12 protein-coding genes and 3 pseudogenes are annotated in these 16,107 nt (G+C 71.2%); 9 read left to right on the top strand and 6 right to left on the bottom strand.

Features of this window, described 5'->3' with window-relative positions; all coding sequences use genetic code 11:
- Window positions 1-83 precede the first annotated feature (83 nt).
- Window positions 84-1,757 (bottom strand): histidine phosphatase family protein, encoded by a 1,674-nt coding sequence (locus AB5L52_RS01875; protein ID WP_369362376.1) that lies wholly within the window; start codon window positions 1,755-1,757, stop codon window positions 84-86.
- 776 nt (window positions 1,758-2,533) lie between these two features.
- Between AB5L52_RS01875 and AB5L52_RS01870 the strand changes: the two genes are divergently transcribed.
- A complete protein-coding gene (locus AB5L52_RS01870; RefSeq protein WP_369368788.1) occupies window positions 2,534-3,097 on the top strand; it encodes an N-acetyltransferase family protein in 564 nt (187 codons plus the stop codon).
- A gap of 90 nt (window positions 3,098-3,187) precedes the next feature.
- Window positions 3,188-4,669 carry an IS1182 family transposase gene (locus AB5L52_RS01865; protein ID WP_369368787.1) on the top strand — a complete coding sequence of 494 codons (1,482 nt, stop codon included), beginning with the start codon at window positions 3,188-3,190 and terminating at the stop codon, window positions 4,667-4,669.
- A gap of 111 nt (window positions 4,670-4,780) precedes the next feature.
- Here AB5L52_RS01865 and AB5L52_RS01860 read toward each other — a convergent pair.
- A pseudogene (locus AB5L52_RS01860) lies at window positions 4,781-4,876 on the bottom strand (polysaccharide deacetylase family protein); the annotation flags it as partial.
- A gap of 298 nt (window positions 4,877-5,174) precedes the next feature.
- On the bottom strand, window positions 5,175-5,639 hold the full coding sequence (locus AB5L52_RS01855) for a TetR/AcrR family transcriptional regulator (RefSeq protein ID WP_369362375.1): 465 nt from the start codon (window positions 5,637-5,639) through the stop codon (window positions 5,175-5,177).
- 101 nt (window positions 5,640-5,740) lie between these two features.
- Here AB5L52_RS01855 and AB5L52_RS01850 point away from each other — a divergent pair.
- Window positions 5,741-6,138: pseudogene (locus AB5L52_RS01850) on the top strand (cupin domain-containing protein); the annotation flags it as partial.
- Window positions 6,133-7,056, top strand: a complete 924-nt coding sequence (locus tag AB5L52_RS01845; RefSeq protein WP_369368786.1) for an alpha/beta fold hydrolase — start codon at window positions 6,133-6,135, stop codon at window positions 7,054-7,056. The pseudogene AB5L52_RS01850 and the gene AB5L52_RS01845, both read left to right, overlap by 6 nt.
- Window positions 7,057-7,106: 50 nt before the next feature.
- On the opposite strand, the gene AB5L52_RS01840 is transcribed toward AB5L52_RS01845, so the two are convergent.
- Both AB5L52_RS01840 and AB5L52_RS01835 read right to left on the bottom strand, forming a co-directional pair.
- On the bottom strand, window positions 7,107-8,099 hold the full coding sequence (locus AB5L52_RS01840) for an alpha/beta fold hydrolase (protein WP_369362374.1): 993 nt from the start codon (window positions 8,097-8,099) through the stop codon (window positions 7,107-7,109).
- 63 nt (window positions 8,100-8,162) lie between these two features.
- Window positions 8,163-9,035 carry an SDR family oxidoreductase gene (locus AB5L52_RS01835; protein ID WP_369362373.1) on the bottom strand — a complete coding sequence of 291 codons (873 nt, stop codon included), beginning with the start codon at window positions 9,033-9,035 and terminating at the stop codon, window positions 8,163-8,165.
- A 214-nt stretch (window positions 9,036-9,249) separates the two neighbouring features.
- Here AB5L52_RS01835 and AB5L52_RS01830 point away from each other — a divergent pair, with 214 nt between their 5' ends.
- Window positions 9,250-10,167 (top strand): LysR family transcriptional regulator, encoded by a 918-nt coding sequence (locus AB5L52_RS01830; protein WP_369362372.1) that lies wholly within the window; start codon window positions 9,250-9,252, stop codon window positions 10,165-10,167.
- A gap of 158 nt (window positions 10,168-10,325) precedes the next feature.
- Here AB5L52_RS01830 and AB5L52_RS01825 read toward each other — a convergent pair.
- Window positions 10,326-10,727: pseudogene (locus tag AB5L52_RS01825) on the bottom strand (LysR substrate-binding domain-containing protein); the annotation flags it as partial.
- A gap of 198 nt (window positions 10,728-10,925) precedes the next feature.
- On the opposite strand from AB5L52_RS01825, the gene AB5L52_RS01820 reads away from it, so the two are divergent.
- From AB5L52_RS01820 to AB5L52_RS01805, 4 genes are all read left to right on the top strand, one after another.
- Entirely contained in the window at window positions 10,926-11,510 is a 585-nt protein-coding gene (locus AB5L52_RS01820; protein WP_369362371.1) for an alpha/beta hydrolase fold domain-containing protein, read from the top strand.
- Between the two features lie 323 nt (window positions 11,511-11,833).
- Entirely contained in the window at window positions 11,834-13,999 is a 2,166-nt protein-coding gene (locus tag AB5L52_RS01815; protein WP_369362369.1) for an MMPL family transporter, read from the top strand.
- A 3-nt stretch (window positions 14,000-14,002) separates the two neighbouring features.
- Entirely contained in the window at window positions 14,003-14,680 is a 678-nt protein-coding gene (locus AB5L52_RS01810) for a response regulator transcription factor (protein ID WP_369362368.1), read from the top strand.
- Window positions 14,677-16,059 carry a HAMP domain-containing sensor histidine kinase gene (locus tag AB5L52_RS01805; RefSeq protein WP_351572768.1) on the top strand — a complete coding sequence of 461 codons (1,383 nt, stop codon included), beginning with the start codon at window positions 14,677-14,679 and terminating at the stop codon, window positions 16,057-16,059. Before AB5L52_RS01810 ends, AB5L52_RS01805 begins: the two co-directional genes overlap by 4 nt.
- Window positions 16,060-16,107: the final 48 nt, after the last annotated feature.

The raw sequence follows: 16,107 nt of genomic DNA, 5'->3' as shown, positions 1-16,107 counted from the left end.
GCACCCCATCACGGACTCACACCAGTACTGCGACCTGCGACTTCAGGATGAAAGATCTCAGTGCTCTATGTCGAGGTCTCCGATTACTTGCCCGGTGTCAACAGGCCAGGAATGGTGCGGGTCTTCCGCGTTTCGGGGGCTTCGGGGACGCTCGGGCTCAGGTCGTGACGGTGGGCGTGAAGGAAGATCCGTTCGTCGGTGTAGACCGCGAAGAAGAAGACGAGTGCGACGCCGAGGCCGATCACCGAGGGGCGGTGGCCCGTGGTGGGGGCCAGGACGGCGGTCATCGCCAACCACAGGAAGACGTTCGGGGTGTTCTGTGTGATGAAGAGGTCCCGGCCGAGGCCGGTGCCGTGGGGGCGCAGGCGCAGGAACAGCGTCGTCAGGAGGCGCAGGGCGGTCAGGGCCGCCGCTGCGGCGGACATCACCAGCAGGAGTCGGATGGCCGTATGGGCGGTCAGACCGGTCGGCGGGGTGAGGGCGAAGGTGGCGAGGCCGGCCACGGGGACCAGGGCCAGGCCGCCGAGCCAGTTCCAGTTGGTGCTGAGGGCGCCCGCCCGGATCGGGTCGCGCCGACGCAGGGCCTGCGCTCCCACCCCGGGCAGTACAAGGGCGGCGAGCAGGACGGCCGCGTAGGCGAGGAGGGCCGGTTCGAGCCTGCCCAGGGTGAGGGTTGGGGCGGTGCCTGGGAGGGAGAGGGGGAGGGCAAGGCCGGTGAGCAGGAGCGCGGGGAGGGCGAGCGAGGCGGCCACTGTGTGGCGTACGGCGAAGAAGTAATCGCCTCCCCAGAGCAGTGAGAGGGTCGGGGCTATCAGGGCGGGTGGGAGGAGCAGAAACAAACCGGCCAATTCCAACGGGAGCGAGTGCCCGGCCCAGATGAGGACCAGGCCCAGTGCGAGACGGGGGAGCAGCAGGGGCCAGGCCGCGCGGAGGCTGCTCAGGGGGCGGCGCAAGGTGGGTGGGTCCACGCGCAGCATGGCGAAGAAGGAGCCGACGGCCAGGAGGGCGGTAAGAGCGGTGGTGAAGACTGTGGCCGGAACCTGGATGCCGAGCGCGAGCTGGACCGCCACGCCCGTCGCGGCGGCCGTGGCCACCAGCAGGGGGAGGCGGATCTCCACGATCTCGCCCAGGTCGTTGACGAGCCCTGCCGCAGCGGGGGCGGCAACCGCGCGGCGCAGGTCCTGCTCGGAGAGCGGGCGCGCGTTGGGGATCTTGAAGTCGCGGTACGTGTCCGGGCTCGCGTCCGCGACGACCAGGGCGAACATCTCGACGACGTACTTGTGGGCGACGACCAGAACAGTGCGTCCCGCGCGGGAGGCGGGCAACAGGACGTCCTCGTAGTACGCGGCGACCCGGTCGTACATCTCCCGCCAGCTCTCGCCGCCTGGCGGGCGGCCGGTCGGGGAATGGAAGGCCTCGGTGTAGCCGGCGAAGCCGATCGTCTTCTTCACCAGGCTTTTGTTGCGGCCGCTGTAGACGCCGAAGTCGCGCTCGGTCAGCGCTTCGTCGACGGTGATCCGGTCCGGAGGTTGTGGGAGCCGGTCGATGATGGTCCACGCTGTCTGGCGGGCGCGTTGGAGCGTGGACATGTGCACTTCTTCGATGCGTACGCCGCTCGCGGCGAGCGCGGCGACCCGCTCGGCTGCCTGGTCGGCCTGGCGGCTGCCGAGGGCGGTGAGCGGGGTGTCCAGGCGCCCGGCGAACCGGTTCTGTTCGTTCGCCTGGGACTCGCCGTGGCGAAGGAAGAGGAGGGGCATTGAGTGTCCCTTGCGTGGGGGGCGTAGGAGTTGTGGGTTGTGGCGGGGGTGTGAGTGACGGCTGTGCTTGTTGAGTATTCAAGTACATGGTGAGAGGTGTTTGTTTTCCGTGGGAAGACTGTGCGGGAACGTTCAGATTTCTTTGGCCTGAAGCTGCGGCTGATTGGCCGAAGCCGTGGCGGTGAGCGGCCACGGGTGCGTATACGTGTGTCGTCTCTCGCGCCGTGCCGCCGCTGTCGGCCAAAGTCGTTCGCTGAGGTCACCGGACAGGCGCATGCCACGACGCCGCAGCAGGCGCCGCAGAGCGACCGGGTCGATCACGTGACCTGTTCAGCGGACCGCGCGGATACGGCAAGAGGGCTGGCGCACGGATCCTCGCCTGCTGCTCGGCCGGTCACGGGCGGGGCGGGGTACGCAGAGGGCTTGCCGGCCGTGGACGGCAGGGCCGGAAGCGGCGCGGAGGCGGTCCCGGGCCAGCGGCACCCGCCCGGCTCCACACCCGCCCAACGTCGCGTGACGAATGGTCAAGCCTGGTGATCAGGCTGCTCTGCCGGCACGAGTACACCCAACCACGACCACACCAGATCTGTGACCAGCCACTTCAGGTTGAAACAAGCCCAATGCTTCAGGTTGAAACAAGCCCAATGCAGATTGGCGAGGGCCGGAGGTGAGCCGGGGTGGTGTCGTCTAGGAGCGTGGGTCAGTAGCGGCTCGGAGATACTCGGGGCTGGAGTGCGGGGTCTCGGCTCGGCGTTGTGCTGGCTATGCTGCCGATCATGACCAGCGGTATGACCACTGAGCCCGCCATCCTTGACGTCATGGAGCTGACTTCGGATCCGGAGCTGGAGGTCCGGTTTGCGGAGTCGGCCCACCAGATCCTGGCGGACCTGGTCAGTGGGGGTGCCGCGCTGGGCTGGGTCGATCCACCCTCGCGGGATGAGGTGGCGGAACTTCTCGGCCACGTCGTCTCTGCGGTGCAGGCCGGGGATGCGGCCCTGCGTGCCGCTTACCTCGACGGTCAGCTGGTCGGGTTGGGGTACTGGCTCCGCTACGCCCGACCGACTCATCGGCCACACGCCGATCTGGAGAAGATCGCGGTAGATGCTGCTGCGCATGGCCGTGGTGTCGGCCGGGCGCTGATCGCTGCCTTGATCGCTGACGCCCGGGAGGCGGGTATCGAGGTCCTCACCCTGGACGCCCGTGGCGACAACGCCAATGCCCTGCACCTCTACCGGTCGCTGGGCTTCACCGAATACGGCCGTCTGCCCGACTTCGTCGCCGTCGGCGAGCACCGCTACGACAAGGTCTTCTGCATGCTGGACTTCCGTCGGCAAGGCTGACCACTGCTACGCACGAAGACCCGGCGGTACCCGGCCGGCAGCCCGCGATCTTTCATGCGGGGTGATCGCGATATGCGTGGCGGGGATGGACTGTTCGAGGTCGAGCCGACCGGGAAGAAGCGGTCTCGGGGCCGTCCGGCGGCGGTGGACAAGACGTTTCGGGCCTTCGACCCGCACCAGGTCCTGCTGTTGCCTCCTTCGCTGGACGGCTGGCTGCCCGAGGACCATCTCGCCCGGTTCGTCGCCGACCTGGTCGACGAGGTGCTCGACCCCTCGCCGGTGCTTGCGGAGTACACCGACAAGCGCGGCTACCCGCCCTATGATCCCCGGCTGATGCTGCGGCTGCTGATCTGCGGCTACACCACCGGCGTCCGTTCCTCGCGGGCGACCGAGCGCAAGTGCACCGACGACGTCGCGTTCCGGTTCCTGGCCGCTGACCAGGCCCCGGACTTCCGCTCCATCGCCCGGTTCCGCAGCCGCCACCTGGACGCGCTCGCCGGCCTGTTCACCCAGTCGCTGCACCTCGCGCAGAAACTCGGCATGGTCAAGAGGGGCCGCGTCGCCCTGGACGCCACCAAGCTCGAAGCGAACGCCTCCAAGCACAAGGCGATGAGCTACGGCCGCCTGGTCGACAGGGAGGAGCGCGTCGAGGCCGAGATCGCCCAACTGGAGGCCCAGGCCCACGCACTGCCGGCCGACGCCGAGGCCACCGACACCGCCGAGGACCAGACCTTCGGCCCCGACGGCAAGGACGTGGACCTGCCCGCCGAACTCGACCGCCGGGAGAAACGCCTGGCCGAGCTGCAGACCGCTCGCGCGCAGATCGAGGCCGAGGCCGCCGACAAGGCACGCCGCCACGGCCGAGGAGAAGGAAGGCCGCCGCCAGCAGCGTGGCGGCACCAACGACGAGCAGGCCGCCACCGGCCCGGGGACCAGGCCGCCGCGAAGGCCCGCCCCAAGCCCAAGGCCCAGGCCAACGTCACCGACCCCGACTCGCGGATCATGAAGTACAGCGACGGCGCCTACACCCAGGCATACAACGCCCAGGCCGTCGTGGACGAGAAGCACCAGGTCATCACCGCCGCCGACGTGACGACCAACCCATCGGACGCACTGAACTGCACCATGATGCTCGACCAGTCCGCCCAGCACACCGGCATCCACCCCAGGCAGGCATTGGTCGACGCCGGATACTGCTCCGAGACCAACCTCGAAGCCGCGAAGAACCGTCAACTCGCCTGCGGGACCAACACGTTCATGGCCACCGGCCGCCTAGCCCACGACGAACAGGTCCCGCCCGCGCCGCGCGGACGGATCCCGGCGATCGCCACGCTGAAGGAGCGGATGGCCCGCAAGCTGCGGACCAAGCCCGGCAAGGTCGCCTACAGTCGCCGCAAGGCCATCGTCGAACCCGTCTTCGGCCAGATCATGACCTGCCAGAACGGCCGCCGGCTCCTCCTACGCGGCGAAGACGGCGCCCGCGGCGAGTGGCGCCTGCTGGTCGCCTGCCACAACCTCCGCAAGATCTTCCGACACGCTGGAACCACCGGACTCGGCGCCCTCGCCAGCTGAACCAGCCGGGCCTTTCAGCCCCACCAGATCACCACAGGCACCGGCGGGCGACCGCAACCGATCCATCGATCACGGCCAGCGAGGCCGCTTGCTCGTTACTGACCCACGCTCCTAGGGGGTGCCGAACTGATAGCCGGCGTCGAGCAGGCGGGGAAGTACGAGGCGTAGGGCGGCCACTGTCTGGGAGCGGTCGCCTCCGCCGTCGTGCGGGTTCGACGCCGTGCGCGCCTCCGCACACATGGGGGAACGCGTCATCGGACACCGGCCGCTGCCCGTGTGATCCAGGGCACCGAGAGGACCACGCCCGACCGCCCGGCATCGCACCCCAAGGCGAGCTCTCCCGGGAGCCGGCGCGATCAGTCAGGGCCGACCGGACCGAGGGCGGCTCGGGTCAGGGTGGTGGCGGTACGGACTGCACTGGCGATGGTGTCCTCCGCGTCGAGACCGAGCAGGTCCATGAGGGTGAACAGGGCCTCGGCGCTGATGACGACGGCAAGGTCCCGCTTCAGCTGGACGATCGCCTCGGCGTGTGCTTCCGCGCAGGGGCGAGGGCGTGATCGATGAGTCCCAGCCGCAGCGCCGGACGGGCGGCAACGGCCTCGGGGCGGGTGATGGTGGCCGCGATCATTGCGCGCGTCGCGCCCTGGTAGGCCGCCACCTGCCGCAGCAGGTGCTGTGCAGCCGCCGCGACCCGCTCGGCGGGGTCGGTGGAGTCGGCGACGGAGCGAAGTGCCTGCTCCGGGGTGGGCCACTGGCCGGCCATCGACTCCTGGAGCAGGCTGGCCAGGTCGGGGAAGTAGCGGTACGCGGTCGCCTCGGATACCAGGGCGGCCTTGGCGACCTCCGGCATGGTGACCTCGCCTCCCGTGCGCATCAGCTCGACCGCCGCAGACACGATCGCCGCGCGGGTGCGCAGCTTCCTATTGACCCGACCGCCCACGGGGGCGCTCTGCGGTTCCGTCTCCTGCATTCCTCAACGATCGCAAGCAGACCACCATGATGAGAGAGCACTTGCACGACTTGTGGGAGTGTCCTACATTCATGAAAGTTGGCTCTCATAAAGGATTGGCCATGGCACCAGACGTCAACGTCACGCCTCCAGGCAGCGGCGAGGTGATCGACCTCGGGCAGGCGCGCATTCGCGTCCTGGAAGACGGCCGCACGACCGCGCACCGGCTCGGCGTCGCCGAGATCACCATCCCGCCCCGCACCCAGGGGCCGCCCCAGCACCGGCACGCCCAGCACGACGAAGGCTTCTACGTGGTCTCCGGGACCGCCAGTTTCACCGTCGGCGCGGATGTCCACGAGGCGCCCGCCGGGACGCTGGTCATGGTTCCCCCGGGTGCCCCGCACACCTTCGCCAATCCCGGCGACCAGCCCCTGGTCATGCTCAACACGTTCACGCCGACCTGTACGTCCAGTACTTCCGGGACCTGCGCGACATGATCGCCCACGGCCGGCCGATGACAGCGCGGAACGTGGCCGAAGTGATGGACCGCTACGCCACGACCGCCGACGCCCCGGACATCGCACCATCATCCACCGAGCAGAAGGACACCCTCACCATGACCGTCACCGCCTCGGCCCCCACGACCCGCACCATCGACCTGCGCCACGGACTGCGCGTCACCGTGAAGGAGTTCGGCGAGAACCGCGACGGCACCGGCGTACTCATGCTCCACGGCGGCGCCGGACCGCGCTCGATGGCGGGCTTCGCCGCCGGCATGTCCCAGCACGCCCACGTGATCGTCCCGACCCACCCCGGCTTCGACGGCACCGCCCGTCCCGGGGACCTCGACACCGTCGCCGACCTCGCCTCCTCCTACCTCGACCTGCTCGACGAGCTCGGCCTGCACGGCGTCATGGTCGCCGGCAGCTCGGTCGGCGGCTGGATCGCCGCCGAGATGGCGCTGCGCGACACCGGAAGCAGGATCAGCGCGCTGGTCCTGCTCGGCTCGACCGGTATCACCCCCGAACCCCCGCTGGCCATCGCCAACCCCGCCGACCTCGGCCCTGTACGCACCGGCGAACTCGCCTTCCACAACCCCGACTTGCGCCTCGACCCCGCCGCGCTCAGCGACGAGCAGAAGGCGGTCATGGCCGCCAACCAGCGCACCCTGGCCGTGTACGCAGGCGACCCCTTCTGTCACGACCCCAAGCTCCGCGGCCGACTGCACCGCGTCACCGTCCCGGTCCTGGTGCTCGCCGGCGAGCAGGACGGCATCGTGCCGCTGGACTACGGACGCGCCCTGGCCGACTCCTTCCCCCGTGCCACCTTCACCCCGATCCCCGAGGCCGGGCACTTCCCCCACATCGAGCAGCCCGGCGCGGTCTTCGCCGCCATCGGCGACTTCGTCGACACTGAGGTCAAGCCCGACGGCGAGTGAGTCGGCCCCGGCCGAGCCGGCCCTCGAGGCGGGGCCGCTCCACCCGCCGGTCAGTCGAGCGTCGACGCCCAGTCCCGCAGGGTCTTGACGTACAGCTGCGGATCGCTCGCGTGCATGGCGTGGGCGGCGTCGGGGAAGGAGCGGTAGTCGCATCGCTGCCCGGCCTGGGTGACGATCCGGCACACCTGGGCGGCCTGGAGGTCGGAGACGGCTCCCAGGAGGGTTCCGGTCTCCTCGTCCACCTTGCGGTAGTGGTGGGCGAACAGGACCGGGACCTTCATCGCGGCGAGCATGCGGGCGTGGTCGTTGGAGGCGGTGGCCGAACCGGTCCAGAAGGCGCGGGCCCACTCCGGGTCGTACTCCCTCATGCTCTGCGGCGGCTCGTCACCGCCGAAGTAGCCGCCCGACCGCTCGCCCGAGCCGTCGCCTGAGTGGCCGGACATCTCCGCCAGGCCGCGGAGCAGCGCGGGCGGCAGCTCGCGCGGGAGCGCCGCGAGGAATCCGTGCCAGTCGCCGACCGACCACTGGTCGCCCAGGTAGGTGCTGATGAGCCGGTGCATCGGGCCGACGACCTGGCTGGTGCCCTGGCCGTAAGGCGGCCTGATCTCCGCGGAGAACAGCGGCGCGTCCTCCAGGTAGGCGCCGCGGACGGTACCGGGTGGCGCGTACGCGGCGAGCCATGCGGCGATCAGTCCGCCGGAGGAGTTTCCTGCGACGATGGCCGGGCGGCGGACGTGTCCGATGAGGAACCGGGTCAGGTCGTTGCCCATGTTGTCGACCGTGTAGCGGCCGGGGGTCCAGGTGGAGCGCCCTTGGCCGCGCGGGTCCACGGCGAAGACCTCGAAGTCGTCGGCGAGGAGCTTCATCGCCGCCTCGTAGCTCCACCAGGAGGTCGCCTGTGGCGGGATGAGCACCAGCGCCGGCTTGTCCGTCGAGCCGGTCGTGGCGTGGTTCAGCATGATCTCGCCGGTGTCGAACCTCGCCTGAAGGTAGGCGTGCGGGACGTAGGTGGCGTCAGGGTTGTCGGGGCCGTAGTGCGGCATGGGTCTGGTTCCTCTCCGTGGGGCGTGTGTCGGGTGGCCTGCGCCGGGTGTCCGGCCGGACCCTCAGTCGAAGTAGAGGCCCAGCTCAAGGTCCTCCAAGAGCCCCGGGTGGATGGGCTGCCAGCCCAGCAGCTCCCGGGTCAGGGTGTTGGAGGCGGGCATGTCGTTGCCGAGGATGCGGGCCAGGAAGCCGAAGTGGGCGGCGGCGTCCTCGGCGGGGACTGCCTTGACCGGGAGGTCCAGGCGGCGCCCGATGGCCTCGGCGATCGCCCGGATCGTGACGCCCTCCTCGCCGACGCCGTGCAGGACCGATCCCGCCGGCGCGTTCTCCAGCGCGAGGCGGAACAGGCGTGCGGCGTCGAGCCGGTGGACCGAGGGCCAGCGGTTGGCTCCGTCGCCGAGGTAGCCGGAGAAGCCCTTCTCGCGGGCGGTGCCGATCAGCCGCTGCACCATGCCGCAGGTGTTCGCGTCGTGGACGGTGGGGGCGAGGCGCACGACGGACGAGCGCACGCCGCGCTCGGCGAGCGCGAGCGCGGCACGGGCGCCGGCGATGCGGGGGCTGCCGGAGGCGGGCGGGGTGTCCCGCTCGGTCCCGACCGGCCCGCCGGAGGCGATGACCAGCGGCCGGTCCGTGCCGGTGAGGGCGTCGCCGAAGGCCTCGATAGCGGCCAGCTCGGCGCGGGCCGCCTCCTCGTGCTGGGTCAGGTCGTGGTGGAACGCGAGGTGGATGACACCGTCGCACTCGGCCGCGGCGCGGCGCAGGACGTCGAGGTCCTCGATCGTGCCGCGGACGGACTCGACCCCCGCGCTGGTGGTCAGGGCGGACGCGGAGGCGTCGGAGCGGGCGAGCCCGAACACCTGGTGCCCGGCACCGGTGAGCTCGGCGACGACGGCGGAACCGATGAAACCGGACGCGCCGGTGACGAAAACGCGCATGACTGATGCACTCCTTGGCAGGTGGATGAGAGCCGGTCCTGGGGCGCTGGTGCCGCTCGCCGGCCGGTGAGTCCACTGTGCGTGCGCCCGCACGGGCGGGTCCAATGAATGTTCTGCAGCAGGCGATACGCCGCGCGTATCGGGCCTGCTCCGGGTAGCCTTCGTGCTCCCGGAAGGCTGTGTGGGCGAGGGGTGCCGGGGCTACGCTGAGGTGGTGCCCGACGCCCCGATACCCTCCGCCCCGGTCCTCGATCTGCACCTGGCATGGTGCTTCACGGTCGTGGCCGAGTACCGGCACTTCGGCCGGGCCGCCGAGGCCCTTCACACCACCCAGCCGTCACTGAGCCGTCAGATCCGCCGCCTCGAACAACGACTTGGCGTAAGCCTCTTCGAGCGCACACCGCAGGGCAACCACCTCACCGAGGCCGGAGAGGCCTTCCTCCCCATGGCCACGGAGCTGCTGCGCGCCGCCGAACGCGCCGCGGCCGCCGCCCGGTCCGCTACCCGGCCCGCCCGCATCACCATCGGCCACACGCCCGGCATCATCGTCACCCCCGCCGTCCGCGAACTGCGCCGCCGCCACCCCGACGCCGAGGTGCGGACCAAGCAACTGACGCCCGACGAACCGCGCCGCGCGCTGCTGGACCACCAAGTCGACGCCGTCGCCGCCCGCCTGCCGTTTCCCACCGACGGCCTTGACGTGACCGCCCTCTACGACGAGCCCCGGGTATTGTTGGTCCCGTTGGACCACCGGCTGGCCGGCCGCAGCTCGGTCACCCTGGCCGACATCGCCGACGAGCCGCTGCCCAAGGTACGCGGAGCCCACCCGCTGGCCAGCGCCTTCTGGCGGATCGACCCCCGCCCCGACGGCCGCCCGGCCCCCGACGGGCCGCTGATCGAGACCGCCGCCGACCAGTTCGAACTCGTCGCCGGCGGCCAGGCCGTCACTATCTCCGTCCCCAGCCACACCCTGCGCCCTGACCTCTCCGCCGTCGCGCTCGACGGCGTCGAACCCAGCCACGTCGTGCTGGTCACCCGCGCCCACGAACGCAACCACCTGGTGGCGGCCTTCCGCGCCCATGCCGTGAGTATCCTCGGCGGCGCCCAGCGCTGCGATGAGGCCGAGGTCTGAGCCTGCGTCACGCGGCGCCCAGCGTCGCGACGATGGTGTCGCGGAGCCAGCGGTGTGCCGCGTCGTCGTCCAGGCGGGGGTGCCAGCACATCGCGTAGCGGGGCCGGGATGACGGTGGTGGTGCCCGGGACCGCGTGGCGGACGGCGAAGTCGCTCGGCAGGGTCGCCACCAGTGCGGTGCCCGGGACCGCCGCGGCGGCGGCCGCGTGGTACGGAACGGTCACCGCGGCCCGCCTCGGGCTGCCGAGGGAGGCGAGGCGCTGGTCGACGTGGCCCTGCCGGCCGTCGGTGACATCGACGACCACGTGGGCGCAGCCCAGGTAATCCCCAAGCGACAGCGCGGGCCGCTGGGCGAGGGGGTGGTGGCTCGACATCAGGCACGAGTACCCCTCCTCGAAGAGCACCCGCGTGCGCAGCGGCGGCGGTGTGCCGCCGTGGACGAGCAGGTCCACCAGGCCGTGCCCGGCGTCGGCGAAGACCACGTGGTGCCAGCGCGAGAAGAGCACGGTGGAGCCGGGCGACTGCTCGAAGACCCGCGCCAGCAGCGCGCCGCTGAGCACGGAGACGGTGCAGTCGGTTCCGGCGAGCCGGAACGCGTGGGCGGCGGTGGCGGGGTCGAAAGCCTCGCCGGAGAAGACGTGCTCCTGGCGGGGCAGCGCCTGCTGCAGCTCGGCCCGGATGCGCTCGGCGCACGGGCATGCGCGTCATCTCGGTCGCCTACCGGCTCGCCCTCTAGCACCCCTATCCCGCTGCGCTTGATGACGCGCCGGCCGCCTACCGCGCCCTGCTCGACGCGGCCAGCGGCGGCTTCTCCCGGACCGCTTCTCCCGGACCACCGGCTTCTGGGCGACCGGCGCCGTGGCGGCGAGTCCGCCGGCGCGGGCCTGGCAGCGGCGCTGCTGGTCGCCGCACGCGACCAGGGCCTGCCGATGCCCGCCGCCGGGGTGCTGTTCTCCCCCTACGCGGACCTGACCCTCTCCGGCGCGAGCATGACCGGCAAGCAGGCGGTCGGCCCGTCCTTCACCCCGGAGGCGATCGCGGTCCGCGCGAAGGACTACGCCGCTGCGGCGGATCCATCGGATCCCCTGGTCAGCCCGGTCTTCGCAGACCTGCGGGGCCTCCCCCCGCTGCTGATCCAGGCCGGGTCGCACGAACTGCTGCTCGACGACGCGGTCCGACTCGCGGCCCGTGTCGCAGCCGACGACGTACCCGTCACCCTGGAGGTCACCCCCGGCGTGGCGCACCTGTTCGACGCGTTCGCCGGGATGCTGGACGAGGGGGAGGCCGCACTGCGGCGTGTGGCCGACTTCCTGGCCACCACGGTCACCGGGGCTGTCCGGTGACCGGGATGGCCGGACCGGTGGCAGCGAGCTCGCCGCCGATGGACGCCACTGCGCCGAGCGGAGAGTTCGGTGCAGCGCCCGTCACGACTCCGAACCTGGCCACGCGAGGACCGCTGTCGGGCTCTACAGGGACAAGGTCGGGCACATCCAGGCCATCGAGCGGCGGCCCGCCACCCCGCTCCACGCGACCCTTCTGCCAAGCTTGACGCGGGGTTGAACGGGCGAACCGGGGGCTCTGAAAGCGTCTCGTAAGGAAGCTCTCCCTACCTTGCCGAGTGAGACAGGCAGTGGCCGCCGCTGCTGCCGTTCACCGGGAGGGAAACATGGAGAAGCTGAGCGGGTGGGTGATCCGCCATCGGCTGCTGGTGGGCCTGGGCTGGCTGGTGATCACGGTCGCCGGGGTGGTGCTGGCCCCGTCGCTGTCGAGCCGGTTGCAGCCGGGCACGCATGTCAGCGGCCCGGGCTACACCGCCGACGTGGCGATCGCCCAGGGCTTCGGCGGGGTGACCCAGGACCCCGGTGTCGTGATCCTGGACCTGCCGGCAGGCCAGACCGTGACCTCGCCGCAGGCCGCGACGGAACTGAGGGCGGTGGACGCGGGGATCGCCAAGGCGGCGCCCAGCCTGCGGGTGGTCTCCTACGCCTCGACCGGCAGCCGGACGCTGGTCGGGACCGGCGGTACGAGCACGGTCGTCCTGGCCTACCCGCCGAAACCGGGTGACGACATAGCTACCGAGCAGGTCGACGTCCTGACGCAGGCCGCGAAGGCGGCGGCGCCGGACCTGGCAGTGCACGGCACCAGCCTGCGGGCCCTCGAGGCCGGCAACACCACCGGCAGCGGCAACTCCAGCGTCACCAGTGAGCTGATCATCGGGGCGATTGGCGCCTTGGTGGTCCTGGCCTGGGTGTTCGGGTCGCTGCTGGCGCTCCTGCCGCTGATCATGGCCCTGATCTCGGTGCTGACGATGCAGCTGTTCGTCTACGGCCTCACGTACCTGATGCCTTCGTCCTCGCCGATCCACCCGGCGGTGCAGTACATCGTGGCGCTGCTGGGCCTGGGCCTGTCGATCGACTACTCGCTGCTGGTCGTCACCCGCTGGCGCGAGGAGCGCGCGGCCGGCAAGAGCAATGACGAAGCGGTGCGGGCGGCCGTGCGGCGAGCCGGACACAGTGTCTGGTTCAGCGGGATGGTGGCCTCGCTCGGCTTGTTCGCGCTGATCGTCATCCCCAACTCGATGGTCCGCGGCATCGGCGTGGCCGGCCTGTTCATCCCCTCCACCGCGACCCTGGTCGCGCTGACGCTGCTGCCCGCGGTGCTGTCCGGGATCGGGCCGCGGGTGGACTGGCCGCGGCGGGTGTCGCGGCGGCGGCCGGTCAGCCGGTTCTGGACCGGCTGGTCGACGTTCGTGATCCGCCACCGGGTGGCCTCGGCCGTCGCCGGCCTGGGCATCCTGGCGGCGCTGACCGCCACCGCCGCGACGATCAGCATCAGCACGCCGAGCAGCCACGCGCTGGCCACCGCCGGCGCCTACACCGATGGGCTGCACACCCTGGAAGCCGACGGATTCCCCTCCGGGACGCTGACGGCCGTGCCGCTGTACGTGCCGAAGGCCGCCGACGCGGGGACCGTCGTGGCGGCTCTGGATACCGTCTCCAGCCTTCGTGGCGCGGTCGCCCCGGCGGGGCCCGGCTGGCCCGCCGGGAGCAGCGCGATGGTCATCGCCATCCCGCGGCACGAGGTCGGCAGCGCGAACGGCGGCACCTCGCTGGACGACATCCGCCGCAGCGTCCCGCCTGGTGTGCTGGCCGGCGGCGAGGGAGCGCAGAAGATCGACGAGACCAGCGCCACCTACGGCTCGTTCCCGCTGCTGTTCGCGGTGGTCGCGGTGGTCACCTTCCTGCTGTTGGCGCGCGGGATGCGGTCGATCCTGCTGCCCGCCAAGGCCGTGCTGCTCAACATGCTGTCGGTGGCGGCCTCCTACGGGCTGCTGGTCATCGTCTTTCAGCAAGGCGTCGGTATGAAGGCGCTGTGGGGCGCGTCCACCTACGGCGCGATCGACGCCCTCGCCCCCGTGCTGATCTTCGGCTTCCTGTTCGGGGTGTCCATGGACTACGAGGTGTTCATCCTGGCCAGGGTCCGCGAGGGGTACGAGCGCACCCGGTCCACCCGGGAGGGCGTCATCGAGGGCGTGTCCCGCACCGGCCGCCTGGTGACCTCGGCCGCGCTCATCCTGTTCTTCGCGCTCGCCTCGCTGGCCACCGCCAACGACGTCACCGTGCGGGAGATCGCCATGGGCCTGGCGTTCGGGGTGCTGCTGGACGCGGTCGTGGTCCGGATGCTGCTGCTGCCCGCGCTGGTCTCACTGCTCGGGGAGTGGAACTGGTGGCTGCCGGACCGGGCCGCGCGGCTGCTGCGGCTGCCGGCGAAGGAGCCCGCCGTCGTAGTCGAGGGCGAGACGTCCGTTCCGCTGCGCGTCGGGGATGCTTAGCCCATGCGGGTACTCGTGGTCGAGGACGAGCCGGACGTCGCCCAGGCCCTGGTCTGGGGCCTGACGGCCGAGGGCTACATCGTGGACACGGCGGACAACGGGACCGACGGACTGTGGATGGCGACGGAGAACGCCTACGACGTCATCGTCCTGGACGTGATGCTGCCGGGCCTGGACGGCTACCAAGTAGCCCATAGCCTGCGCGAGCGGGAGCGCTGGACGCCGATCCTGATGCTGACCGCCATGACGGACGACCTCGACCACGCCGAGGGACTGGACTCCGGCGCGGACGACTACCTGTCCAAGCCGTTCTCCTACCCGGTCCTGCTGGCGCACCTGCGCGCGCTGACCCGACGGACCCTCGGTGCCAGGCCGGCGGTACTCACCGCCGCCGGCCTGGCGCTCGACCCCGCCGCGCGCACCGTCACCCGCGACGGCGCACCCCTGGATGTGACCGGTCGGGAAGCCGCCGTGCTGGAGTACCTGCTCCGGCACAAAGGCACCGTCGTCTCCAAGTCCGAACTGGTGGAACACTGTTGGGACGCCTCCCGCGACGGCGATCCCGCGGTCGTCGAGGTCGTGGTGCACCGGTTGCGCCGCAAGATCGAGACGCTGGAGGCACCTGCGGTCATCGAGACCGTCCGCAGCAAGGGATACGTCATCAGGAGCGAGGAGTCATGACCGAGCACCCGCGCGGCTGGTACCGCCTGGCTCGAACGGCTCGCCCCCGCAGCGTGCGGACCCGGGTCACGTTCCTGGCGGGAATCGCGCTGACCGCCGCCGTCATGCTCGGGCTGGTCGTGATGTATCTGCTCCAGGTCGACCAGGCCAAGCGGACCATCGCCGACCAACTGCGGACCTACGCCGTCCAGATCGAGCAGTCCGCGACCGGCCCGATCTTCCCTCGGCCCCTGCCGCCGTCGGTGCTCGACGCTCAGGCCCAGGCGCAGGTCCTTGCGCCGGACGGCACCGTCCTCGCCGCCACCCGCGACCTCGACGGCCGATCCGCGGTGTTCTCGCTCCCGCCCGGCTCCACCGCCCCGGTCCGGCAGAAGGCCGCCGACGACATCCTCCCCGCCGAGGTCTCCGTCGTCGGCGAGCGCACCACGGTCGGCGGCCGACCGGTCACCGTCGTCACCGTGACCTCGACCAACCAACGCGACCAGGTTGACGAGACTTTCGCCCGGCTCCTCGTCATCGGGGTGCCGGCCACGCTCCTGCTGGCCTGCGGCACCGTGTGGTGGGTCGTCGGCCGTGCGCTGCGGCCCGTGGAGCAGATCCGGCGCACCGTCACCGCCATCACCGCCGCGGACCTGTCCCAGCGCGTCCCGGAGCCAGGCACCGACGACGAGATCGGCCACCTGGCCCGCACCATGAACCACATGCTCACCCGGCTCGACGACTCCGCCGCACGCCAGCGCCGCTTCGTCGCCGACGCCAGCCACGAGCTCCGTAGCCCCCTGACCGCGATCCGCACCGGCCTGGAGGTGGGGCTGGCCCATCCCGCCCGCGCGCCGTGGCCGGACATCGCCACGCGCGCGGTCCGGCAGACGGGGCGGCTTGAAGAGCTGATCTCCCAGTTGCTCACCCTGGCCAGGGCCGACGTCGGACAACTGGCCGCAGGGCAGGAGACCGTTGATCTCGGCGCGTTGCTCACCGAGATCCGCGCCACGACCACGGCCCCGCACCTGCGGATCGATGTCTCGGTCCCACTGGACACCACCGTGACCGGCAACCCCGAGGACCTGGCGAGGCTGTTCCGCAACCTCGTGGACAACGCCGTCCGCCACGCCGGATCGAGAGTGTCTCTCACCTCCGGGGGTGATGCGGGCAGCGTGCGCGTGGAGATCAGCGACGACGGCCCCGGAATCCCGGCCAAGGAGCGCGAGCGCGTGTTCGACCGGTTCGTCAGGCTCGACGCCAGCCGGGGCCGCACCAGCGGGTCCACCGGACTCGGCCTGGCGATCGCCAAGGAGATCGCCACGGCACACGGAGCGACGATCGTGCTCACCGAGGCCAACACCGGCGGAGTACGCGCCGTCGTGACCCTGCCGCGCTGACGAGGTGTGACACGACGTCGGCCGGCGGCCACGCCGTGATGTGCTCGG

The sequence above is a fragment of the Streptomyces sp. CG4 genome, from assembly GCF_041080655.1.
In the GTDB taxonomy this organism is placed as follows: domain Bacteria; phylum Actinomycetota; class Actinomycetes; order Streptomycetales; family Streptomycetaceae; genus Streptomyces.
This window is presented reverse-complemented; position numbering and strand designations above follow the sequence as displayed.